The organism is Pelosinus propionicus DSM 13327 (assembly GCF_900114615.1).
Taxonomy (GTDB): Bacteria; Bacillota; Negativicutes; order DSM-13327; family DSM-13327; genus Pelosinus; species Pelosinus propionicus.
This window is the reverse complement of record NZ_FOTS01000046.1, coordinates 16,114-39,055: the sequence shown is the minus strand read 5'-3', so window position 1 is coordinate 39,055 and position 22,942 is coordinate 16,114. Positions and strand designations below refer to the sequence as shown.

Genomic DNA, 22,942 nt, shown 5'->3' with positions numbered 1-22,942 from the left:
CCGGCTGATTTTTGGATTGCTGGCCAACCATCAGCTTTACTCTCCAAGTAGAGTAAGCCAAAGTTAATAGATCCCATTTATTTACTTTTTCTTCGGCTTGAAGAAGAGGCTTGTTTAGTGCACCCATTTTTTGCGGATTACTTACAAAACTTATTTTTTATGGGCTTGACATATTACCAGATTGCTCTAAGCACTGTTGAATGAAATTCATTACTTCATCACTGATGATTGTCGATTGGCGATTGTAGGCCTTTTTGTTCCACGGAGCAGTGTCACCTTGGCAGTATTTATCTACTGTATTTCTTGATATGCCAAGTCTTTTGGCGATTGCGCGTTTGCTGGTACCAAAATTAAATAGTTTGCGTATTTCAGCATAGTCTTCCAATGTGATGACCACCTTTTATCCCTCCAAAACAGACTTCCTTACGTCTATTTTAAAGGTTATTTTTATTTAAGGTGGCTCATTTTTTCGTGAGCGTTTTCTGCTTAAGTGGCTCACTTATATATTAGCGTTTATACACAGGGAAGCAATACGGCAGCTCTCCTGGAAAAATACAATCAGGGACATGATAAAAAGATTAATATTGTATATACCTCCAGCGGAGCCAGCGTGGTGTATGATGACATTGTCAACGGGCGATTGGATGCCGGCGTTATGACAAAGAAAACATTCAACCGTAACAATGAAGCCTTTGGCGGTGGATTGGGAATTATCGAGGATGGTTTGTTCAGCCAATCACAGGCATATTTTATTCTCAGCAAAAATGAGGTTCAATTGAGGGATGATATTGATAGGGTCTTAAAAGAAATGAAGGCAGATGGAACGCTGTCTAAGTTGTCTTTTGAATATACAAATACGGATTATAATGTGGAATAAGGATATGGTCCTCAATGGAAAATCGATTCGTAATGAGTATCGATATTTTGAAAAATACGAAAGAAGGGGGATGAGGAAGTGGGAAGTCTATTTGACATAAAGCTGGTTTTTGAATATTTCCCTGCTATTATATCCCGCTTTCATATAACATTACTGATCGTAGTATTTTCTATTACAGTAGGCATGCTATTAGGATTGCTAATTGCAGCAATCCGCATTTACAAGATACCTGTACTCAACCATATTGCCGTAGTCTATGTATCTTTTATCCGTGGAACGCCGATAATCATCCAATTATTTATTGTCTATTATGGGCTGCCGCTTTTGCTGGATGCAATGGGAATCGATATTAATCAGTGGGAAAAATTGTACTTTGTTTTAGCCGCTTACGGATTCAATAATGCGGCGTTTATTTCAGAGATTATTCGTTCGGCTATTTTAAGTGTACCCCAGGGACAGCGCGAGGCGGCTTATTCTATCGGATTAAGTCGCTGGCAAGCACTTCGTCGCGTTATATTGCCTCAGGCATTTCTAATTGCATTTCCTGTTTTTGGAACTCGAGTTGTAAATACGTTTGAATCTACGTCTCTTGCTTTTACTCTTGGTATCTTAGATATGATCGGTCAGGCCCAGGCCATTGGGAATCGTACCTATCATGAATTGGAAGGGTATGCTGTAATTGCAGTTGTTTTTATCGTAGTAAGTCTGCTATTGGAAAAAATGTTTTTGCATGCTGAAAAAAGGTTGATTTTGAATAGGAGGTGATGGCATGATTTTTGATTTTCAATATGTTGCTGCTTCCCTCAAAGTTGCTGTGAAATACATTCCGACGACACTAATGCTGTCAGTGCTTCCCCTTTTCATCGGGATCGTTTTTGGAACATGGATTGCTATATGTAGGAGATTTCGTATCAGAATCATAGCAAAACTGGCAGATATTTTGATTCCAGTAACCAAGGGGATTCCGCTGGTGCTGCATCTGTTTATTATGAATTTTCTAATACTCAAACCTCTTGATTTCTTGTCCCAATGGTACGGATGGGCAGATGCTTTGCGGTTTATGGATAAAACATATATTGGTATTGTTGCCATTTCCATCTATGCAGTAGTAGTTATATCGGAAACGATGCGTAGTGCCCTTATTTCGGTGGATGATGGGCAGTATGAAGCTGGGTATTCTGTTGGACTTACCAGATGGCAGACGTTACGGCGCGTGGTTCTGCCCCAGGCGTTTCCTTTTGCAGTTCCTGTTTTGTGCAATAACTTTATCGGACTCATTAAAGGATCTTCTATTGTATATCTAATCACGGTTGTCGATGTGATGAATGGGGCTTTAACTTCTGCCCAAATCAATTATCGTTTCTTGGAAGCGTATATCGCTGCAGCAATGATTTATTGGATGATGTGTCTGACCGTTGAAAGGGTGTCCATTATTTTGGAGAAGCATTTGAAGAAATATCAGTATAGAGTGCAGGAAAATAATCTAAGAAGAGAGGTGTTATAGGTTGATTCAGTTAAAGGGGGTTCGCAAGTCTTTTGGGAAAAATGAAGTGCTTAAGGGTGTTGATTTGAGTGTAAAGACGGGGGAGGTTGTTGTCGTCTTAGGCCCAAGCGGCTCTGGGAAGACTACATTATTACGCTGCATTAATTTTTTGGAGGCGGCAGATGACGGTGAATTGACAATTGGTGATACGAAAATAAGTTTTAAACATGCTACCAGTAAGGAAATTTTAAATGTCCGCAGACAAACAGCCATGGTCTTTCAAAATTATAATCTTTTTAGCAATATGACTGCCTTAGAAAATGTGATGGAAGGACTTGTGACTGCCAGAAACGTTCCAGTTGCCCAAGCAAAAGAAATTGCTCAAAAAGCACTTGATAAGGTAGGGCTTACTGATAAATATGATTCTTTTCCATTGCAGCTTTCCGGTGGGCAGCAGCAGCGCGTTGGCATTGCCCGTGCAGTTGCGTTGAATCCGGAAGTGATTTTGTTTGATGAGCCGACTTCTGCCTTGGACCCGGAACTGGTTGGCGAAGTGCTTGCCGTTATGCGGAAGGTTGCACAAGATGGAATTACCATGGTGGTGGTAACCCACGAAATGTCTTTTGCAAACGATATCGCTAATCACATTGTCTTTATGGATGAAGGAGTAATTGTGGAGGAAGGAAGTCCAAAGGAGATCTTTTCCAATCCAAAAGAGGAGCGTACAAAACAATTCTTGGAAAGAATTCTGCCCAGATGGAGCTTTTCAATTTAAAATCCGAGTGGTACTAATCGGAGAAATCAGGTGCATAATGGAAAATGTTAATCAGATCAAAAAAAATCTTTATAAACTGGCAAAAGTGCAATTGGGATTTTATCCGACTCCTTGTCATCGCTTAGATAGACTTTCCAAGCGGTTGGGGGTTGAAATCTATCTTAAAAGAGAAGATTTATCGGGGTTTACCCCTTTTGGCGGCAATAAAATTAGAAAGCTGGAATATCTGCTGGGGGATGCACTGGAACAGGGATGTGATCATGTGGTTACCTTCGGGGCTACCCAGTCCAATCATGCAATGCAAACCGTTGCAGCCTGCAGAAAATACGGTTTAATTCCCATCTTATTTCTAAACCGTGTTGTTCATGGAGATAACGAATTGCGGGCTAATCTATTGCTAGACAATATCATGGGGGCTGAAATTCATATTACAGATAGTCGTGAAGAATCAGAAGTAGCGGCAAAGATTAGGGGACAGGAATTAGAAGCGGCAGGGCATACATGTTATAGTATCCCCAGCGGCGGTGCAAGCCCGGTTGGCTCAACGGGGTTTGTGAATGCTTTTTTAGAGCTTTCTGAGCAGCTGCTGCAAAATAACATCAAAGCCGACTATCTGTTTCATGCCACCGGGTCTGGAGGAACACTTTCCGGGCTGCTTGCGGGGAAAAAGGTATTGGGTGCTTCTACAAAGATTGTTTCTGTTGCAGTTGGAAGTAAGGATGCCGAGTATCCGCCTAAAATATTGCAGCTGTCCACGGATACGCTGAAAAGAATTGGGTCTGATATTCCATTAACTGAAGACGATCTTACGATTGATCATGGATTTTTTTTACCTGGATATGAAATTCCGAATGAAGAATCTTCGGCAGCGATTCGATTGCTGGCAGAGACAGAAGGTATTTTATTGGATCCGGTTTACACAGGCAAGGCCTTTTCCGGATTGTTGCATGGTATCCAAAGTGGGGAAATACCAAAAGGCAGTACAGTTATATTTTTGCATACAGGAGGTTCCTTAGCCTTGTTTGCCGAAAAAGAGATCCTGGGCAAGTGGCTGACCTGAACTTCTGGATTTCCATTTGCTTTTGCTGTTTCAATCATGTAAAAAAACTAAGGAGACCGAGTCATTTTATGACTCGGTCTCCTTAGCTTTTTTTAATCAATCAAATGCATATATATGAGGCTTTTATTTGTAATATTGTTGTTATTTATCTGTAGGACCTTTCTTTATGCCATATTTGTAAAGAATAAATTCTCTAGCTAAATCTAGCTCTTTCTGTACATGATCAGGAAGTGTATCTATTTCAGTATCATCTTGTTTGGCAACTATCACTTCTTCTTCTGCAAAAAAGTCTGAAGCACTTTGGTAGAATTGCTAACCGTTGATTGAAATCAGCCTATGTTTCAAAATCTAACAGTCGCTTCCTTAGGATTAGCAAAAAACAAAATATCAGAAAAAATGAAAAAATATTTACAAATCGACGATAATTTATTATCATAGTAGATGAAATGATAAAATATTATCATAAATATGAAAAAAAAATATCAAAGGAGATTTGTAAATGCAAAACAAGGTTATTATGACTAAAGATGCTCCAACTGCGATTGGGCCATATTCACAGGGTATTATAGCAGGGAATATGATTTTTGTATCCGGCCAGCTTGGGATAAACCCTAAGATGGGAGAAATGAAAAATGGCTTTCAAGAACAAGCTACTCAGTCTTTATTAAACCTGAAAGCAATTCTTGAAAAAGCAGGAGCCGGTATGCAAGATGTAGTAAAGACGACTGTTTTCTTAAAGGATATGAACGACTTTTCTGCTATGAATGAGATTTACAAGCAGTACTTTACTACTTCATTTCCAGCGCGAAGTGCTATTGAAATTTCCAAATTACCGAAGGACGGACTCGTCGAAGTCGAGGCAATTGCAATGATTGCAAAATAGGATAATCTTTGATGCTAAGCAATTTAGCTTTTCTTACCATGTTTACTGATTTTGTTAATATACCGATAAATTGTTACCTCAGATGTGGCAAGTTGAGTAGCTACTTCGCTGATTGCGCCTTTTACCAGGAATAGCCCTTTTTTACTAAGGTGATCTACTATTTTTATTTTTTCCGCAATGGAAAGACGCTTAGATGGAGTTATTGTTTCGTCACCTAATACTTCCTTGATGGCATCGCTAACCAGATCAGAAACGGAATTAGGAAAATTTTCGTGCAGATCGTGTAAGGGTTTTTTAATAGTATGCAATTCAGGTATAAAGGATAACTTTTTAAGCGTTTCTTCTGCTCGGATATAATCTGAGATATCAATATTGATACATAGCATACCGATCGGGCGGTCTTGTGTGTCCCGAATTATAAAACTGGAAGAGCGCAAGGGGACGCCCTTGCGCGATGTTCCCTTATAGTTCAGAATGCTAGATTGATCGGTATGCTCCATTTCCTTAAGTTTATTAAGGGCGAACATGGTAATGGGAGCACCAATGGTTCTATCGGTAACATGACTATTTTCGATTGCGATTATAGAATGTTCATTATCAGTTAGATCATGCAAGACAATTTCAGCATTGTCACCAAGGCATTTACCTAAAAACTTTACAAGATCAATATAGTTTTTCCATTGTACTAATTCTTTCATGATTTGCCTCCCAGCCTAATACGAAGTGTTATAACTTTGTAATATTATAACATAACTCGAGGACATGCATGAGTAGCTTTAATTATCAAAATTATTTGACTTTTTCTTACCTTTTATCTTCTTGACCACTTATGACGAATAAAAAATATTGGAGGGCTTTATAAAATGGACTCACTTGCTAGGAAATACGAGGCTTCTGTAGGACAAGCTCATATGACGGAAAAAGAATGGAAAGAGGCCACTCGGTTTGATGCCACTGACTGGGGCTGGATTATTATGAGCATTGGTATGGCTATTGGTGCAGGAATTGTTTTTTTGCCTGTACAGGTTGGGTTAATGGGGCTATGGGTATTCTTACTTTCCTCTGTTATTGGTTATCCTGCCATGTATTTATTTCAAAAGCTATTTATTAACACGTTAGCTGCTTCGCCGGAGTGCAAAGACTATCCCAGTGTGATTGCAGGGTATCTGGGGAAAAATTGGGGGATGTTTTTAGGAGCGTTATATTTTATCATGCTGGTGATTTGGGTGTTTGTATATTCTACAGCCATTACAAATGATAGTGCTTCTTTTCTACAATCCTTTGGATTGACAAAATCCTTGCTGTCGACCAATCCCTTTTATGGTCTAATTTTGATTTGCTGTTTGGTGGCGTTAGCTTCGCGAGGAGAAAAGGTATTGTTTAAGATTTCTACGGGGATGGTACTGACAAAGCTGTTTGTGGTGGCTTTTCTTGGACTGGCTATGGTAAGTCGCTGGGATTTGGTCAATATCGGCTCCTTTCCATCATTAGGGAGCTTAATCAAGGACGCAGTGGTTATGCTTCCCTTTACGTTGACTTCTATTTTATTTATTCAAAGTTTGAGTCCGATGGTGATTTCCTACCGATCTCATGAAAAATCTATTGAAGTAGCAAGGTATAAAGCAATGCGTGCCATGAATATTGCTTTTGGTGTTTTATTTGTTACTGTGTTCTTTTATGCCGTATCCTTTACCTTAGCTATGGGCCATGAACAGGCTGTCCATGCTTCTCAGCAAAATATCTCGGCCTTGGCGATGGTGGCACAAGGGAGTGGTACCAGCAATCAGCAAATAGTGAAGATTTTTAGTTTGATTTTGAATATTTTTGCAGTAATGACAGCTTATTTTGGCGTATATCTAGGTTTTAGAGAAGCGTGCCAAGGTTTGGTTATGAATGTGCTGCGGCGTATCATGCCGGAAGAGCGGATTCATAAGGGATTCGTCGGCTATGGCATTATGGTATTTACGGTATTGTTGTCTTGGGGAGCCATTGTGCTAAATGCGCCTGTTTTGAGTTTTACATCCATTTGCAGTCCTATTTTTGGTTTGGTGGGTTGTTTAATCCCAGCTTATCTAGTGTATCAAGTACCATTTCTTCAGCAATATAAAGGAATTTCACTCAAAATAATCATTGCGACGGGTATTTTACTTTGTATATCTCCATTTTTAGCTTTTGCGTAATATTTGTGTCTCTTTGAGAATTAAAAAATGAGGAGAATTTGATATGAAGAAGATCGATTCTAAAATAAATTCTTTATGGCTGGAAATGATCAAGGTTGTAAAAAGAGAGGTAGTGCCAGCATTGGGATGCACTGAGCCTGTCTCTTTAGCGCTGGCTGCAGCGATTGCAGCGCAAAGGCTAGGTAAGTCAGTTGAAAGAATTGAAGCTAAGGTCTCAGCCAACTTGATGAAAAATGGTATGGGAGTTACCGTACCAGGAACAGGTACGACGGGGCTTTTTATTGCTGCTGCTGTAGGAGCGATTGGCGGTGATCCGTGGGGGAAGCTGGAAGTTCTGAAGAATCTCACTCCTGCGCAGGTCAGAAAAGCACAGCAAATGGTTGCCCAGGGGCGGGTTCAGGTTATGGTAGCTGATGTACCCCATGTTTTATATTCGGAAGCAAAAGTAATGCATGGTAAAGAGTGGGTAACGGTTGCCATTGCCGATACTCATACCCAAGTGGTACGCATTGAGGAAAATGGCAAAGTGGTATTTGAAATGGAGCTTGAGGATTATGTCGCAAATGCTGTAGAAGATAAATCCACCATAGCTGGTATTCAGGCTCGGGATGTTTTTGATTTTGCCATGGGAGTGCCATTAGAGATGATTCGTTTTATTCATGAAGCTGCTGAACTAAATTCCTCTTTATCCCATGAAGGTATGAGTGGGCAGTATGGTTTACATATTGGGAATGCTATGGATCGTCAGAGGCAGCAAGGGCTCTTAACAGATGGTCTACTCACTCAAATATTGATGCGTACGACCGCTGCGTCTGATGCAAGAATGGGAGGGGCAGCATTGCCGGCGATGACCAATTCCGGCTCTGGCAATCAGGGAATAGCGGCAACCATGCCTGTCGTCGTGGTTGCTGAATATGTAAAAGCGAATGAAGAATCGCTGATTCGAGCGTTAATGCTGTCGCACATGATGGCCATCTATATCCATGATAAGCTCCCGAAGTTATCGGCATTGTGCGCCGTTACGACGGCTTCTATGGGAGCTGCTGCAGGAATGGCTTGGCTTCTGAAAAAGGACTTTAGGGTGGCCAGTATGGCCATTTCTAACATGATTGGCGATTTGGCGGGGCTTATCTGTGACGGTGCGTCTAATAGCTGCGCAATGAAGGTGTCTACTTCTGTTATGTCTGGGTATAAGGCAGTATTGCTGGCTCTTGAGGGAATTCGAGTTACAGGGAATGACGGAATTGTGGCGGAGGATGTGGATCAATCCATTGCGAATTTAGGAGTACTGGCCTGCCAAGGAATGACCCAAATGGATGAGCAGATTTTACAGATTATGTTGAACAAAAAATAGGAAAATTTATTGGCTGTCGATAAGATGCCTATTTATCACTTAGATAAGTAGGCATCTATTATTGTGAATGCCACAGACACACCTAGTCACTTCGTGCCATCCTTCTTTAGAGGGGGTTAAGAGAATTTTTTACAGCTGTGGCTTTTGGCTATGGCTGTTTTATTTTTCAGCTTACTATTCTAAGGCGTAGGGTTCTTTTTGACACTGTAATTATGTTATGCTACACTAATCACAATGGCATATATTATGGAAAGGACGGGTAAGACACATGATTGTTCCATACATACGTCTGTCTACTTCTCATCCAGTATTACGTCGACAAGAATGGCGTCCTTGGAAAAAGCTTGGTTATCGAGTATTAGATGAAGATGGTTTCACGGTTTACCATGAGCAGGAAGCAATTAAGAGGACTATTCTTAATGCTTTTATTCATACTGATGCTGATATCTTCTTATTCGGATCTCGGGCGACAGGAATGGCACATGAAAAGTCTGATTATGATCTAGGATATTATGCAGAGGATGGATTATCCGTGGATCTTTTGGCAGAGTTACAGGAAACGTTAGAAGAGTTTCCTATTCCTGCGCGAGTAGATTTGGTTGATTTTGCGGTTCTTTCACCAGAATTTATCAAAATTGCTGTGAAAGGTGGGGTGGAAATATGGAAACAAAAAAGGAAGAACTCGTTTTTCACCTAAGTCGGTTAAAAAAAGCTTTGTCTACGTTGGATGAAGTATTGGAACATTCTTTTTCTGAGATTGTCAGGGATGCAACAATACAACGGTTTGAATATTGTTTTGAATTGGCATGGAAAGTGTTAAAAAAAGCACTGAAAATAGAGGGAATAGAAGTAGTTTTACCAAGACAGGCAATCCGGAGTGCTTTTGAGGCAGGATATCTTCAGAATGTTGATATTTGGTTTGAAATGCTAGAAGATAGGAATATGACTTCACATACATATGATCCGGATATAGCGAATAGGGTTTATGAAAGCGCAAAGCGACTACCTGAGGAAGTTCGCAAGATTATTGCTGCCATTGAGAATAATGAGGGCGGAAACACTTTGAATGAAGAGAAGAACTGATGAAACAAGGGGAAGAAGTCATTGTGACTTTTTTCCCTTGTTTTTATCGGAATTGTTTGCCAGTTGGGACGTTTGTTGACAGAGGGGACTTTCATCTAGTGTTTTGAAGGTATTATTGGTATAATAACAAATATAGGGTCGAGTGGATGTGAGGCGGTGTAAATTATGACAAAGAAAAAGCTTGAAATGGATTTGATTCAAAAGTTAAGAGATTTCTTTGCGGAGCGCCAGGATATTATGTTTGCTTGGTTGTTCGGTTCTTATGCTACTGGTTTTACTACTCGTTTCAGTGATATGGACATTGCTGTTTATGTTGAGGATCATACGGTATTGACAGATATGGATTGGTATTTGCAATTAAAGGCAGATCTTATGGAGCTGGTGAACAAAGAAATTGATTTAGTGGTGCTAAATAATGCGAAGCCCTTGATTAAACATACAGCAAATATGCAAAAAAAGATACTTTTATCGCGCAATGCATTGTTTGAAGCAGAATACTCCCTGCGGGTTGTTAAGGAATACAATGATGTGAGATATTGGGCGCGCTATTCTAGGCAGCATTTATTGAGAGGGAACAAGAATGGTTAAACGGGACGTCTTAGAGCGAAAATTATATCAAATTGAAAAGTCACTACGAAAAATACAGGTTTATACTTCAATGAATTATGATGAATTTATCAGTCATCCAGTTGCCAGAGATGTAGTAGAATATAACCTCTTCATCATTATCAATTGTATGATTGATATTGTAAATCATATCGTAGCTGATGAAGAATTAGGGGAAATTGATGTGCTATCCGATGGTTTTCGAATTTTGTCGGATCATGGATATTGGACAAAGCCGCATGCTGCTATCTATATTAAAATGGTAGCATTTCGTAATATGATAGCTCATCAATATATTGATGTAGATGCAAATGTGGTATATATGATTTTACAGGAAAAATTAAAAGATGTTGAAACGTTCAAACAGCAAGTTATCGATAAAATTTAATATCTCTAAGGAGCATCGTTGATTTTTAGCTTCTGATATTGGTGGTAAGGTTTCTGATGTTCTCGAACTTCTTGTACTTCATCAAATATGATCAGTGTATTTTTCGCTTCAATCATAATACCTGCTTCAATTTGCAGGGCAGTAATGATTCTTTTTATAGTAGAGCCGTTGCAGCCTACAGAAAATACAGTTTACTTACCAGCTTATTTCTGAACGGTGTTGTTCATGTAGATAACGAATTGCGGGTTAGTTTATATTCAACCAGAAAAAAGCACTCATTTGCTTGCATTCTCTCCCCAATACGATATAATTAGAAATAGGTGGAAATTAAAAAGTCGCCGTGACCTGTAAGTGTTGGCGCACTCACAGGCACGAGCAGGTGGTAACATCACCTACACGTAACAGCTAAACTGTCCACGACGACAGATTTATTATACCGTGATCTTTTCCTCTTTACAAGCAAAGGTATGTTCGGGGTATAGTAGAGGCTGGAGTTTTGGCAGAGGCTAGCGGCTGCATTGAGCAATCGATTGTTATATCCAGTAACAAGGCTGTAAGGAAGCAGAAACCTTTATTTACAAAGGGGACATTCTGTCTGTACGGTGTTTCCCCAATAAGCCATGTTACAGGATATTGATACAAACGACGAAGCAATAGCGCATGTGTAGGTTATAAAACCTGGCATGCGTTTTTTTAATTTCCCCATTTAAAAAAGGCTGTTGCTGGACTACCCCACTAACATGGGTTTTACTCCTTAGGCAGCCGGAATGGGGGAATATAAATTGAGAATTTTTGAAACGACCATGCGAGAGCTAAGGCTCATGCACGATTTTGAGAATCTAAGGGATCTAGGGGATGTTTCGGAACGATATTGCCGGGCAGAAGGAGAAGCGGATCACTTAGAAAAAACGTTAGCGGCAACCTTAACTACTGAAAACATGGAAATCATCTACAAAATGCATGATAACTTTACAACGCTGGAAACCATCGCAGGGGAGATTTATTATAAGCAAGGTTTTTCCGATGCGATCAAGTTGATGATGCAGTCATTAGTGTGGGAGTCTGCTAAAAAATAGGATGAGAGGTTGAGTGGTTGGTAGAGATGATGCGACTTCTATATATTCTACAAGTTCAACTGGTGATGGTGGGGCTCATAACAACATGCCGCCTTATATTGTGCTTAATTATTGTATTAAGTATTAAACCAATTGGCAAGCGCTTGTCATTTTAAAACGTCCTAAGGATAACACCGTTAAAAGTATAAAATTACACACAATTTAAAGCTGCCTTTAGGTGCCAGAGTGTTGGGCGAAACTGGAGATAGCTACTTATCAGAGTTTGTGGAAATTTTAAATATGCTTTCTGAAAGCCATAATGTAGCAGCGATAGAGAGATTCAGAAGGTTTCATATGGAATTTAGCCAAGAGGCATGTATGGACGTTATGGAAGAGCATAAATCGGATGATAATCACGAAGCACAGATTCAAGAGTTTTTGCAAATTAAGGGAATTGCATTAGTGGTTATTTTGAAATCAGAATATATATATACTCGTAAAGAATTGGTTATTTGGCTGTCGAGAATATATTGGTGTTATTACGGGACTACTCAAGTTTATTCGATGGTAAAAATTGATATCATTTGCATTACAACAGTTTCCAGGAGGAGCGCTCGCTTTTTGAGCTTAACATTGCGTTGTTCCATTCGAGTCTTATAGCCTAGTCTGAAATGTGAGTAAAAAAGGGTTGGAATGTATTTTTTGCCTTGTGGCTGCTTTTTTCTCGCTTGGCTGCATATTCACTCTATACACTTACCAATACAAGGTGGTCGAATTGACCACTTGCCTTTATTCACGGATCCCTGCCATAATTTCACGGATACGGTTACAAATATCATCGAACGCAATGCCTTGGGCATAGCTAAATTCTTTTTGATATTTCCCCCAAAATCCTTGCAAAGTATCACTGCTTTGAATGGCGTCTAAAATGATTTCGTGTTCTTCTAAAGTATGCAGACTGCCCCGCCTTTCCGCCGTGTTTGTCAATGCCGCTTTTAATACGCTAGGATTGCATTCCTCTTTTCTTAATGTATAGAGAATGTAAATATCATAGAAATCTCTCGGTCTTGTATTGGCGATGCTTCGTGAAAGCACGGTTTCTATCTTTTCAGCCAAAACCGTTTCTAAATTGTAGGCTAAAATGTTAATAGTACGCTCATCAAACATTAGCTGGAAGGTGTATTCCACTTCGTGCGGCGTGATTTTATCATTGGTCGTAACATCAACGGATAACGGAACATCTAGAGGTGGGTATTTAGCTTTTAATCCCACGCGAATACCTGGATACACATCGCCTTCCCTGATTTCGGTCAAGCCTGCAATCTCAAAAGAAACATCATCATCGATCGGAATGCTCCCAATTTCCTCAAAAATGGTCCGCAAGGATTCTTCCGTCAATGCCATACCCTTAATCGTCGTATCCAAATCCATGGTGGCCCGCGTATCCAGCCCAACAATTGCGGCGATTAAAAAGCCGCCTTTCAATATAAAATTGGAACGGTATTTAGACAAAGATATGCGTTCCAGTAATCGCTCCAACATATAATTCTGCATGACAAGCTGCGCGGTAATATTTTTTTCTTCCGCCTCTCTTTTGATCAATGCCTTTAGCTGCATTGGGTTCCTTGTTCTCATAAAAGCACCTCCATATACTGCGCGATCTTGGCTTTTACTCTTAACTTCTCCGCATAACGATATAGCTTGTCGATGTTTTTATCTTTGGATTTTACGTAGCTTTTCATGGCCGCATTCACCACTTGCACATCAACGGCATTTTTCCCTCTCACAATATCGCATAAAGTACGTTCCTGATCATACACTCTGATTTTATTGTTATGGGGGGAGTTCATTTCCATTACCCCCAAGGTATAATGTTTCACGGTAACAATTTTAGCATCTATGCCGTTATTTTGCGCAGCGGATATATTATAGCCCTGGGGAAATGTCATGGTATAGCGAAGTGGCGTTCTATCAGTTAAGCCATGTAAATAGAGTGCTGTTCCAAAGGAAAAAATACCTTTGGGGTATTTATACTGAAAAATGAGCATCTCATCTTCCCATATATCCGGCAGTACATAAACCCCACGGTCTACTTTGAATAAAACGTTTTTCTTTACGCATTCCGTCAAACAGCGTCTTGGTATTTGCGCCTCCGTAACTTGTGTTGCTGTTACCATCCCGTTATGGTTCTTGGCTATATTTATAATCTGTTCGGTATAAGTCATATCTAACACCACCCGTACAAAAATGAAACTTTGTGTTAACATTATTGACACATAAGTACGCTGACAAACTGTACTTATATGTTAATTATTATATTATATGTTTTCGTTTAAGTACATTTTTCTTTTGATAAGTCAGAAAAGAACGAAGGCTATATGCCACGAGGAATGGCAGACCGTGTGAAAAGTAACCTTCACAATTTGCTGTCAACAGTCCTAATTCTAACCTGTACAAAAACACAGGGATGCTGTTTCAGAAAAGGAGAGATGATAAAATCTAACATGGGCTCTACTGCCTTAGGCAGTCGGAATGGGGGAATATAAATTGAGAATTTTTGAAACGACCATGCGAGAGCTAAGGCTCATGCACGATTAGGAGAATCTAAGGGATCTAGGGGACGTTTCGGAACGATATTGCCGGGCAGAAGGAGAAGCGGATCACTTAGAAAAAACGTTAGCGGCAACCTTAACCACAGAAAATATGGAAATCATCTACAAAATGCATGACAACTTTACAACACTGGAAACCATTGCAGGGGAGATTTATTATAAGCAAGGTTTTTCCGATGCGATAAAGTTGATGATGCAGTCATTAGTGTGGGAGTCTGCTAAAAAATAGGATGAGAGGTCGAGTGGTTGGTATGATTCTGGTTCTGATGGTGAAGATATAGCATATGTTTTTGATATACGAGGTGGAAATTTTTTAAAATAGTAAGTGTTAAAAAGTGAAAAGAAGGGATACTGCTATGGCAAATGTAGGATTGCGTATTATCAAGACGATCCATCGCCCTCCAAAGGCAGTCATCGAAGCATTCAAAGGACTGCCAGTGGCTGCTATTGCGGATAACATGAATCGTATGTCGTGTATTCATGCGCGTCTTCGCCCCATGAATGAAGTGCCTCTGCTAGGAACAGCCTTTACCATTAAATCCCGTCCTGGGGATAATCTTCTGCTTCATAAAGCGCTGGATCTAGCTGAGCCTGGCGACATTTTGGTGGTAGATGCGCAAGGTGATCTCAGCAACTCGATTATGGGTGAATTAATGGTGCGGTGGGCGAAGAAAAGGGGAATTGCAGGTTTTGTAATTGATGGTGCCATTCGAGATGTGAGAGCGTTAAAAAATCTCGGTATTCCTATTTATGCGGCTGGAGTCACTCCGGCTGGTCCGTATAAAGATGGCCCTGGAGAAATCAATGTACCCGTTTCTTGTGGTGGCGCAGTCATTCATCCTGGTGATATTTTGGTTGGTGATGAGGATGGTCTTGTAGTCATAAAGCCGCAAGATGCGCTAGAGTTATTGAAAAAAACCAAAGCAAAAAATTTGGCAGAGCAAAAGAGTATGGAAGAAATTGAAGGTATGTCATGGGATCGGACCTGGGTCGACAAAGCTCTTGCTGCGCGCGGCTGTGAAATCATAGAATGAAAATTGCGCTTATAGGACAATAGTACCCGATGATAAGATAAGCCTGGATCATCAAGACATGTCTTGGTGATCCAGGCTTATCTTATCATTAAAATCCCTTGTCCTACTTAGGCTGTTTATCCCTAGTCAATCTCATTTTTAGCATCAGTGGAATGTTGTAAAATGGTTTTGATAGCTCCGATCATGACAGGTTGAACCGCAGGAGGAAGAGTATCAAAAATCTGAAGCAGCTCATTGCGTAGGAGGTTTTCTGCTCCGCTCTTAGTACTTGGATTACGTTGTGATTGCTTTCCTAACAGAATCCAATCCAATGATGTATCAAAAGCGACCGCAATCCCAATCAGAAACTCAAGGCTCGGTTTTGAACCATGCTCCACATTATTTACATAGGATTTAGATACATTAAATTGAACACCAAAATCTTTTTGGCTGATCTTACCACGGATATGCCTTAATCGTAAGCCTATATCTACATAATTCATATACGGTAACACCTCTAAACACATATAAGTGTTCTATTTTGTTATAAAATACACTTATATGTGTATTTTTGTATTGACCGTACACTTATAAGTGTACTATAATTAAAACAGGGGAAAATTTCCTCATCCCAATTAGAGAGTGCCGTTCTAGAGAAACGGTACAGGGAGTATATGCAGCAAAAAGCGAGGTGAATTTTTAGTACAAGTGGTAATTAATCCAAATATCGTACTAAGGTAAAAGGTCCGGTATGAAGCATCCAAGCCGCCAAGCAAAGTGCTGCTTCATAAAAGAAATGAATATGTGCCTAAAAAGCTTAAAAATCATGGTTTTTAAAACTATACAATTTTATTATAACGCATCGAACAGGACACGTAAATGTTAATCGTAGCAAGAGTAGACGGATTCCATGAATTTTAAGCAATGGGCGTAGTCTTTTATTTCATCCATCATCAAAGAGGAGTGTAGAAACATGTCAAATGTAGGATTGCGTATTTACAAGACAATTAACCGCCCTTCAAAAGCAATAATCGAAAGTTTTACAGGACTGCCAGTGGCTAATATTGCGGATAACATGAATCGCATGTCGTGTATCCATGCACGTCTTCGTCCTATGAATAATGTGCCCTTGTTAGGGACAGCTTTTACCATTAAGTCACGTCCTGGCGATAATCTTCTGCTTCACAAAGCCTTAGATATGGCTCTGCCTGGTGATGTGCTGGTAGTGGATGCACAAGGAGATGTCAGTAACTCCATTATGGGTGAATTGATGGTATTGTGGGCGAAGAAAAGGGGAATTGCAGGTTTTGTGATTGATGGCGCTATTCGAGATAGTGGCGCTTTAAAAAATCTCGGTGTCCCGATTTATGCAGCAGGGGTAACTCCGGCTGGTCCTTATAAAGATGGTCCTGGGGAAATCAATGTTCCTGTTTCTTGTGGTGGGGCAGTCATTGAACCTGGTGATATTCTGGTTGGTGATGAGGATGGTCTGGTAGTCATAAAGCCGCAAGATGCATTCGAGTTATTGCAAAAAACTAAGGCAAAAAACCAGGCGGAACAAAAGACTATGGAAGATATTAAAAATATGAAATGGGATCGGAGCTGGGTTGATAAGGCACTTGCTGAGCGAGGCTGCGAAATCATAGATTAATTGATAAAAAGAAATATATGGTAAAGGTAGTGCATATAATGCAAGGGATAGTAGCAGAAAAAACAAAGTTTCGTTGGGTAGTTCTGACGATGATCTTTGTCGTATACATGATCGCTGGCGCTGACCGAGCTAATATTGGCGTTGTGATTCCTTTTATCAAAGATAGTTTCAAGATGAGCAATACGGATATTGGGGCTATGACCAGCCTGTTTTATATTGGTTATGCTTTTATTCAAGTTCCTGCTGGTCACATATTTGGCAAGCAGGGAGTACGTGGCATTTTTTCTATTTCAATCATATTGACCTCAATGGCAACTTACTTTATTGGAATGGCCTCTTCTGTTTTTCACCTGAAAGCGGCTCGGGTGTTATTGGGACTTGCTGAAGGGCCCATCAACATTGGGATTGTTACTACTATTAATCGCTGGTTTCCACCTCAGGAAAAAGGGATCGCAACAGGTGTCTTTATTTCCGCGATTAAATTCGCTCCGGCAGTTGTCCCACCTATCTGTGCATTTATCATCCTTGTTGCTGGCTGGCGAGAGGTATTTTATCTATTTGCTCTTCCTGGTTTCATCACGGCCATCTTGTGGTTTTGGTTGGTCAAAGACAGTCCGCAGGAAAGTCCCTTCTGCTCCCAGGGGGAAGTGAGCTATATTCAGTCTACTCGGTTGGTACATGCAGCAAGTGCAGAAAGTCAGGAGAAGAAGAGCATAGAGTCGCTAGAGTGGCTAGATCGAATGATTCGCACTACAATCGTTCAGCCACTTGATACAAATCGCAAAGTACTCCTTTCCTGGGATCTTTGGGGATGCACAATCGGATACTTTTTGATGGTCGGTATTACCTATGCCATCATGACATGGGTACCTACCTATTTGGTGACCGTTAAGAAATTTTCGATTATGAAAATGGGGTTCGTTGCAGCAGCCCCTTGGCTTGGTGCCATGCTAGGGAATATCATTGGGGGATGGTTGTCTGATAAAGTTTTTGCCCAGCGTCGAAAGCCTGTAATGCTTTTAACCACGGCGTCGACCGTATTTATGATGTATTCTTTGGTATATTCTCCGAATGATCCGGTGGTATTAGCTTTGGTTCTCCTTCTGGCCGGTATTCTCTTGAATCTTGGTTACTCTACGTTTTTGGTCTATCCCATGGCGATTGCATCAAAAGAAAGATATCCTTTTGCCGCCTCCATTGTTAACACAGGCGGGTCGCTTGGCGGTGCTTTTGCACCGCTAGTGGTTGGAATGATCTTGGACGGGTCTAGCTGGGATATGGTGTTTACTTTTTTGGCAGGCAGTTCTCTGCTTACTTTCTTGCTCCTTTTAACAATGATTGAACCGATGCAAGTAGGTCAAATAAATAGGAGGAATGGCGAATGAACAGCAAAACAATTAAAACGGAGAATTTGTTCATGTATTGCAAAACGTTATTTGAAAAAGTGGGTGTACCCGAAGAGGAAGCCTCGATCAGTGCTGATAACTTGGTGGATGCGGATTTAATGGGTGTGGAATCTCATGGAGTTTCGAGAATTCCAATCTATTTAAAAAGAATTCGCCTGGGGGCGGTCCATCCTTGTTCTGCACTTCGCGTAGTATCCGATTCGCCTGGGACGGCTGTAATCGATGCTTGCAATAGTCTGGGAGCCGTTGCAGCGGTAAAAGCGATGGAACTGGCATTGCAAAAAGCGAAAAGGACGGGTATATCTTTTGTTGTCGTGAAAAATTCGAATCATTATGGTACCGCGGCCTATCATGCCCGGCTTGCCCTGCAGCAGGATATGATTGGCTTTACGGCTACCAATGGGGCAGCTAGGATGGCGCCGTGGGGTGGCAAAACCCCTTTCTTTGGCACAAATCCCTTTGCCGTTGCTGTGCCGGCAGACAAGCAGCGGCCGATTATTGCTGATATGGCGACAAGCGTTGTTGCACTGGGGAAGGTTATATTGGCGGCCAAGAATAACCTGCCCATTCCCTTAGGGTGGGCTCTGAATCAATTCGGGGCGGCTACGACGGTAGCAAAAGAGGTATACGACGGCAAGGTAATTGGCACACCCCTTCCCTTTGGAGGTGCCAAGGGATCTGCTATAGCATTATTAATTGATGTTTTATCAGGCGTTTTGGCAGGCGGAACCTTTGGTCCACATATCAAGGATATGTATGCAGATTTTGAAGAACCAACGGGCATCAGTCACTTATTTGGTGCGATTCATATTGAAAGTTTCCTTCCGATTGATCAGTTTAAGGCTGGGATTGATAAACTCATAGGGGAAATTAAACAAACTTCACCTGCAGATGGGGTTGATGAAATCTTTCTTCCTGGCGAAATTGAGCAGCGAAAAAAGGAGCAACGGTTACGGGAAGGAGTTACTATTTCGGAAGCCGTCTTGAAAGAATTGCGGCAAGAAGGTGAGCGGTGTGGTATTCCCTATATTTTAGAGGGGGAAAAATGATAAAGTAAAGTGGTGCTAATAAGGGGCAAAGTCATTTTACGACTTTGCCCCTTATTCTTCATTTTCTATTGAACATAATAAAATAATAACTGTTTGTTCGATTTTATTGAAATTATTCTCAGAAGAGCTAGGTAAAGGGTGACGTTACTTCGCTTCTTTTAAATCTAGAATCTCATTCCAATTCTTAACGGTTACGGCTTCAATCGTTCGGATATCGCGACGAATGTTTTTGATTTCAGATTCTACACGATCCATTTTTTTATCCGTTAATTCCAAGATTTTCATAACATCTTGCTGCTGTTCACGAATGGCATGCGTAAATTCATCTTTGGTTACCATAGTGGCTTTGATGTCTGAAACATCGCTTTTTAATGTAGAGACATCGATTTTTAATGTAGAGACATCGCTTTTTAGTGTAGAGACATCGATTTTTAATGTAGAGACATCGCTTTTTAGTGTAGAGACATCGCTTTTTAGTGTAGAGACATCGCTTTTTAGTGTAGAGACATCGCTTTTTAGTGCAGAGACATCGTCTTTTAATGTAGAAACATCAATTTTTACGGACTTAATTTCGGTAAGGATTTCTCGTAATAATTCTTCACTAGGCATTTGTTGAGCTCCTTTCTTAGTAATTTACAATCCGTAGGTGATCGTTTTCATAAGGGGTATTGGGGTGTCTATTCTTAAGCACAGTGTAACATAAAAGTGCGAAAATATCCAATGAAAGATGTATATGAGAGTGAAGGTGTCACACTATTTTTTGTTTCTGGCTCTTCACTGGTTAGCAGCAGGATTAGATTTACAAGTTGTCGAAGTTATTAGCATATATTACTTTCCTTGGGAATATAATGAAGGGTTGAATATAGAGAAGGAGGGCTTTTTAATGACACAAGATATTGTTGTTAAAAGAGATGCCTTTAAGGCCTATGATATTCGGGGCAGGGTACCTGATGAATTGAATGAGGAAGTAACCTATCGTATCGGATGGGCTTTTGTAGAGTTGTTTCAGGCAAAGACAGTGGTAGTGGGGCGAGATGTACGGCTGTCCAGCGAGAGCTTGACGAAAGCATTAATAAGGGGCTTCACGGATCGGGGCTGCCATGTAATTGACATTGGTTTATGCGGTACCGAAATGATATATTTTGCCACATCCCATCTAGGAGTCGATGGGGGGATCATGGTAACAGCCAGCCATAATCCGATGGACTATAATGGACTCAAGTTGGTACGCAAAGAATCAAGGCCGATTAGCGGTGATACAGGGCTGCGAGAGTTAGAGGATCAGGTAGTTACTGGGGATTTTTCACAGGATAAGATTGCTGGTATTGTCAAAGGGACAGTAGAGCAGTATGATATCATGAAAGAGTATGTACAGCATTTGCTTACTTATGTAGATGTAGCGCTATTAAAACCGTTGAAAATTGTCGTCAATGCAGGCAATGGCTGCGCAGGACCGACTCTTGATGCATTGGAAAAGGTATTGCCTTTTGAGTTTATTAAAGTATATCATACGCCGGATGGGACGTTTCCACATGGAATTCCCAATCCTTTGCTAGTTGAGAATCGAGAGGCAACAGCCATGGTAGTCCGAGAAAGCGGTGCTGATTTTGGGATTGCTTGGGATGGCGATTTCGACCGCTGCTTCTTATTTGATGAGCAAGGCCAATTTATTGAAGGGTATTATATTGTTGGATGTTTAGCAGAAGCCTTTTTGCGGCGTCATAGCGGGGCAAAAATTATTCATGATCCGCGTTTAACATGGAATACGATTGAATTGGTACAGGAAGCTGGCGGTATACCTATCTTGTGTAAAACCGGTCATGCCTTTATTAAAGAACGCATGCGGCAGGAAGATGCGATTTATGGCGGAGAGATGTCAGCCCATCATTATTTTAGAGATTTTGCCTATTGTGATAGCGGTATGATCCCCTGGCTTTTGGTAGCGGAGAATATGAGTGTTTCAGGTACATCGTTGTCTCAATTGGTTGGAGCACGAATGAAGAAGTTTCCTGTAAGCGGAGAAATCAATCGACGCGTCAAGGATGCCCAGATGGTGGTGGCAGAAATAGAAAAGCAGTTTGTAGCCTCAGGGGCTGTTGTTGATTATACAGACGGATTGAGTGTAGAGTATGATGACTGGCGGTTTAATCTGCGAATGTCCAATACAGAGCCATTAATTCGTCTGAATGTGGAGAGCCGAGGCGATACTTCTTTGATGGAGAAAAAAACGGGTGAGTTATTAGCCGCCATTGAAAAGTTGGGGTAACGAGGGAATGGCGTAATGTCATTATCAAGAAAAGCCCCTTAAAAAGGGCATAGAAAAATGCGTGGAAAAAAGATAACCGAACCACAGAGGCGCAGAGAACACAGAGAAAAGATAGATAGGATTAAAAATCCCCCTCAGCGTCCTCTGCGTCTCTGCGGTAAAATCGTTCTATTTGCTCTGTTTGCAATGACAAAAGAGCACAAAAATAATAATCACAGCTAAGGATGGTGCTAAGATGAAAAAAGGACTGGGAAAAGTTCGCAAGGCGGTGATTCCTGCGGCAGGGATGGGGACAAGATTCTTACCTGCGACGAAGGCGCAGCCTAAAGAGATGCTGCCGATTGTGGATAAGCCGGCAATTCAATATATCATTGAAGAAGCAGTTCAGTCAGGCATTGAAGAAATTCTTATTATTACAGGGCGAAATAAGCGTTCCATTGAGGATCATTTCGATCGGTCAGTAGAGCTGGAGATGCTGCTTAAAGAGCAGGGCAAGTACGATTTATTAAATCTGGTAGAGGAAATTGCTGATGTTACAATTCATTATGTAAGGCAGAAGGAAGCAAAGGGATTGGGACATGCCGTGTTGTGTGCCAAACAGTTTGTGGGGAATGAACCCTTTGCTGTTCTGTTAGGTGATGATATTATTGATGCTGGTGTACCTTGCTTAAAGCAAATGATGAGTGTCTTTGATGACTGTTATGGTACGATTCTAGGAACGCAGGAGGTTCCCAAGGATAAGGTTTGCAACTATGGGATTGTAAAACCTGTGAAGATGAAGCAGAATGTGTGGCAGGCTGTAGATCTTGTGGAAAAACCAGCTATATCAGAAGCTCCTTCTCGTATGGCCGTGATGGGACGCTATATTCTTCAGCCTGAGATTTTTGCGATCTTGGAGGATACGCTGCCAGGGAAAGGCGGGGAGATACAGCTGACGGATGCAATACGTACCTTGGCTATGGAGCAGCATTCGGTGTATGCCTATAATTTTGAAGGCCGACGTTATGATGTGGGCGATAAGCAGGGATATTTAGAAGCGACTATTGAATTTGCCTTAAAGCGTCCTGACTTGCGGGATGATTTTTTACGATATTTGATCAGGACGGTTGGTCCTCTGGTGGTAGGCAAGAATGGAAAGGAAGAGTGTAGTAAATAGTGGTTAAGCACACTCCGACACTACGTGCCATCTTTCTTTAAGAAA

The 22,942-nt window shown here is 40.9% G+C and carries 28 protein-coding genes; 21 read left to right on the top strand and 7 right to left on the bottom strand.

What is annotated here, in order from left to right:
- Positions 1-157: 157 nt before the first annotated feature.
- The gene (locus BMZ99_RS27440; protein ID WP_175490631.1) at positions 158-385 is read right to left on the bottom strand and encodes a helix-turn-helix domain-containing protein; all 228 of its coding nucleotides are present in this window, start codon (positions 383-385) and stop codon (positions 158-160) included.
- 105 nt (positions 386-490) lie between these two features.
- On the opposite strand from BMZ99_RS27440, the gene BMZ99_RS19940 reads away from it, so the two are divergent.
- The 5 genes from BMZ99_RS19940 to BMZ99_RS19920 all read left to right on the top strand — a co-directional run bounded on the left by BMZ99_RS19940 (position 491) and on the right by BMZ99_RS19920 (position 4,195).
- Complete coding sequence (locus tag BMZ99_RS19940) at positions 491-877, top strand: type 2 periplasmic-binding domain-containing protein (protein WP_245755071.1); 387 nt, start codon at positions 491-493, stop codon at positions 875-877.
- Positions 878-955: 78 nt separating this feature from the next.
- Positions 956-1,642: an amino acid ABC transporter permease gene (locus BMZ99_RS19935; protein ID WP_090941824.1), complete on the top strand. Its 687-nt coding sequence runs from the start codon at positions 956-958 to the stop codon at positions 1,640-1,642.
- A 4-nt stretch (positions 1,643-1,646) separates the two neighbouring features.
- Entirely contained in the window at positions 1,647-2,381 is a 735-nt protein-coding gene (locus BMZ99_RS19930) for an amino acid ABC transporter permease (protein ID WP_090941821.1), read from the top strand.
- A gap of 1 nt (position 2,382) precedes the next feature.
- Entirely contained in the window at positions 2,383-3,135 is a 753-nt protein-coding gene (locus BMZ99_RS19925; protein WP_090941818.1) for an amino acid ABC transporter ATP-binding protein, read from the top strand.
- A 37-nt stretch (positions 3,136-3,172) separates the two neighbouring features.
- Positions 3,173-4,195 carry a 1-aminocyclopropane-1-carboxylate deaminase/D-cysteine desulfhydrase gene (locus tag BMZ99_RS19920; protein WP_090941816.1) on the top strand — a complete coding sequence of 341 codons (1,023 nt, stop codon included), beginning with the start codon at positions 3,173-3,175 and terminating at the stop codon, positions 4,193-4,195.
- Between the two features lie 141 nt (positions 4,196-4,336).
- Here the strand turns inward: BMZ99_RS19920 and BMZ99_RS27435 are convergent, their stop codons facing one another.
- Complete coding sequence (locus BMZ99_RS27435) at positions 4,337-4,465, bottom strand: hypothetical protein (protein WP_281246848.1); 129 nt, start codon at positions 4,463-4,465, stop codon at positions 4,337-4,339.
- 229 nt (positions 4,466-4,694) lie between these two features.
- Here BMZ99_RS27435 and BMZ99_RS19910 point away from each other — a divergent pair, with 229 nt between their 5' ends.
- Complete coding sequence (locus BMZ99_RS19910; protein WP_090941813.1) at positions 4,695-5,078, top strand: RidA family protein; 384 nt, start codon at positions 4,695-4,697, stop codon at positions 5,076-5,078.
- Positions 5,079-5,101: 23 nt separating this feature from the next.
- On the opposite strand, the gene BMZ99_RS19905 is transcribed toward BMZ99_RS19910, so the two are convergent.
- Complete coding sequence (locus tag BMZ99_RS19905) at positions 5,102-5,776, bottom strand: helix-turn-helix transcriptional regulator (RefSeq protein ID WP_090941810.1); 675 nt, start codon at positions 5,774-5,776, stop codon at positions 5,102-5,104.
- Positions 5,777-5,941: 165 nt separating this feature from the next.
- On the opposite strand from BMZ99_RS19905, the gene BMZ99_RS19900 reads away from it, so the two are divergent.
- The 8 genes from BMZ99_RS19900 to BMZ99_RS19865 all read left to right on the top strand — a co-directional run bounded on the left by BMZ99_RS19900 (position 5,942) and on the right by BMZ99_RS19865 (position 12,404).
- Complete coding sequence (locus BMZ99_RS19900) at positions 5,942-7,258, top strand: SLC5/6 family protein (protein WP_090941807.1); 1,317 nt, start codon at positions 5,942-5,944, stop codon at positions 7,256-7,258.
- A gap of 43 nt (positions 7,259-7,301) precedes the next feature.
- The gene (locus tag BMZ99_RS19895) at positions 7,302-8,612 is read left to right on the top strand and encodes an L-cysteine desulfidase family protein (protein WP_090941804.1); all 1,311 of its coding nucleotides are present in this window, start codon (positions 7,302-7,304) and stop codon (positions 8,610-8,612) included.
- Between the two features lie 268 nt (positions 8,613-8,880).
- The gene (locus tag BMZ99_RS19890; RefSeq protein WP_090941802.1) at positions 8,881-9,309 is read left to right on the top strand and encodes a nucleotidyltransferase domain-containing protein; all 429 of its coding nucleotides are present in this window, start codon (positions 8,881-8,883) and stop codon (positions 9,307-9,309) included.
- On the top strand, positions 9,273-9,695 hold the full coding sequence (locus BMZ99_RS19885; protein WP_090941797.1) for a nucleotidyltransferase substrate binding protein: 423 nt from the start codon (positions 9,273-9,275) through the stop codon (positions 9,693-9,695). Before BMZ99_RS19890 ends, BMZ99_RS19885 begins: the two co-directional genes overlap by 37 nt.
- A 165-nt stretch (positions 9,696-9,860) precedes the next feature.
- Positions 9,861-10,283, top strand: a complete 423-nt coding sequence (mntA, locus tag BMZ99_RS19880; protein ID WP_007959100.1) for a type VII toxin-antitoxin system MntA family adenylyltransferase antitoxin — start codon at positions 9,861-9,863, stop codon at positions 10,281-10,283.
- On the top strand, positions 10,276-10,689 hold the full coding sequence (gene hepT / locus BMZ99_RS19875) for a type VII toxin-antitoxin system HepT family RNase toxin (protein WP_090941794.1): 414 nt from the start codon (positions 10,276-10,278) through the stop codon (positions 10,687-10,689). The genes mntA and hepT overlap by 8 nt, the downstream gene beginning before the upstream one ends.
- 767 nt (positions 10,690-11,456) lie before the next feature.
- Complete coding sequence (locus tag BMZ99_RS19870) at positions 11,457-11,765, top strand: hypothetical protein (protein WP_245755070.1); 309 nt, start codon at positions 11,457-11,459, stop codon at positions 11,763-11,765.
- A gap of 228 nt (positions 11,766-11,993) precedes the next feature.
- The gene (locus BMZ99_RS19865) at positions 11,994-12,404 is read left to right on the top strand and encodes a hypothetical protein (RefSeq protein WP_090941787.1); all 411 of its coding nucleotides are present in this window, start codon (positions 11,994-11,996) and stop codon (positions 12,402-12,404) included.
- A 129-nt stretch (positions 12,405-12,533) separates the two neighbouring features.
- On the opposite strand, the gene BMZ99_RS19860 is transcribed toward BMZ99_RS19865, so the two are convergent.
- Complete coding sequence (locus tag BMZ99_RS19860; protein ID WP_090941783.1) at positions 12,534-13,379, bottom strand: nucleotidyl transferase AbiEii/AbiGii toxin family protein; 846 nt, start codon at positions 13,377-13,379, stop codon at positions 12,534-12,536.
- A complete protein-coding gene (locus BMZ99_RS19855) occupies positions 13,376-13,969 on the bottom strand; it encodes a type IV toxin-antitoxin system AbiEi family antitoxin domain-containing protein (protein ID WP_090941780.1) in 594 nt (197 codons plus the stop codon). The genes BMZ99_RS19860 and BMZ99_RS19855 overlap by 4 nt, the downstream gene beginning before the upstream one ends.
- Before the next feature lie 478 nt (positions 13,970-14,447).
- On the opposite strand from BMZ99_RS19855, the gene BMZ99_RS27140 reads away from it, so the two are divergent.
- Positions 14,448-14,585 carry a hypothetical protein gene (locus BMZ99_RS27140; protein WP_245755069.1) on the top strand — a complete coding sequence of 46 codons (138 nt, stop codon included), beginning with the start codon at positions 14,448-14,450 and terminating at the stop codon, positions 14,583-14,585.
- Between the two features lie 106 nt (positions 14,586-14,691).
- Positions 14,692-15,390 (top strand): RraA family protein, encoded by a 699-nt coding sequence (locus tag BMZ99_RS19845; protein WP_245755068.1) that lies wholly within the window; start codon positions 14,692-14,694, stop codon positions 15,388-15,390.
- A gap of 122 nt (positions 15,391-15,512) precedes the next feature.
- Here BMZ99_RS19845 and BMZ99_RS19840 read toward each other — a convergent pair whose 3' ends face one another.
- On the bottom strand, positions 15,513-15,872 hold the full coding sequence (locus BMZ99_RS19840) for a helix-turn-helix domain-containing protein (RefSeq protein WP_090941775.1): 360 nt from the start codon (positions 15,870-15,872) through the stop codon (positions 15,513-15,515).
- Between the two features lie 470 nt (positions 15,873-16,342).
- On the opposite strand from BMZ99_RS19840, the gene BMZ99_RS19835 reads away from it, so the two are divergent.
- From BMZ99_RS19835 to BMZ99_RS19825, 3 genes are read left to right on the top strand one after another with little or no spacing between them, the layout of a single operon-like run.
- Positions 16,343-17,020 (top strand): RraA family protein, encoded by a 678-nt coding sequence (locus BMZ99_RS19835; protein WP_090941772.1) that lies wholly within the window; start codon positions 16,343-16,345, stop codon positions 17,018-17,020.
- Positions 17,021-17,037: 17 nt separating this feature from the next.
- The gene (locus BMZ99_RS19830) at positions 17,038-18,405 is read left to right on the top strand and encodes an MFS transporter (protein WP_245755067.1); all 1,368 of its coding nucleotides are present in this window, start codon (positions 17,038-17,040) and stop codon (positions 18,403-18,405) included.
- Positions 18,402-19,475: an Ldh family oxidoreductase gene (locus BMZ99_RS19825; protein ID WP_090941768.1), complete on the top strand. Its 1,074-nt coding sequence runs from the start codon at positions 18,402-18,404 to the stop codon at positions 19,473-19,475. The genes BMZ99_RS19830 and BMZ99_RS19825 overlap by 4 nt, the downstream gene beginning before the upstream one ends.
- Before the next feature lie 144 nt (positions 19,476-19,619).
- On the opposite strand, the gene BMZ99_RS19820 is transcribed toward BMZ99_RS19825, so the two are convergent.
- Positions 19,620-20,084 (bottom strand): hypothetical protein, encoded by a 465-nt coding sequence (locus BMZ99_RS19820; RefSeq protein WP_090941765.1) that lies wholly within the window; start codon positions 20,082-20,084, stop codon positions 19,620-19,622.
- Positions 20,085-20,358: 274 nt separating this feature from the next.
- Between BMZ99_RS19820 and BMZ99_RS19815 the strand changes: the two genes are divergently transcribed.
- Entirely contained in the window at positions 20,359-21,741 is a 1,383-nt protein-coding gene (locus tag BMZ99_RS19815) for a phosphohexomutase domain-containing protein (protein ID WP_090941830.1), read from the top strand.
- A gap of 235 nt (positions 21,742-21,976) precedes the next feature.
- On the top strand, positions 21,977-22,897 hold the full coding sequence (gene galU / locus BMZ99_RS19810) for a UTP--glucose-1-phosphate uridylyltransferase GalU (RefSeq protein ID WP_090941762.1): 921 nt from the start codon (positions 21,977-21,979) through the stop codon (positions 22,895-22,897).
- The last annotated feature ends 45 nt before the right edge of the window (positions 22,898-22,942 follow it).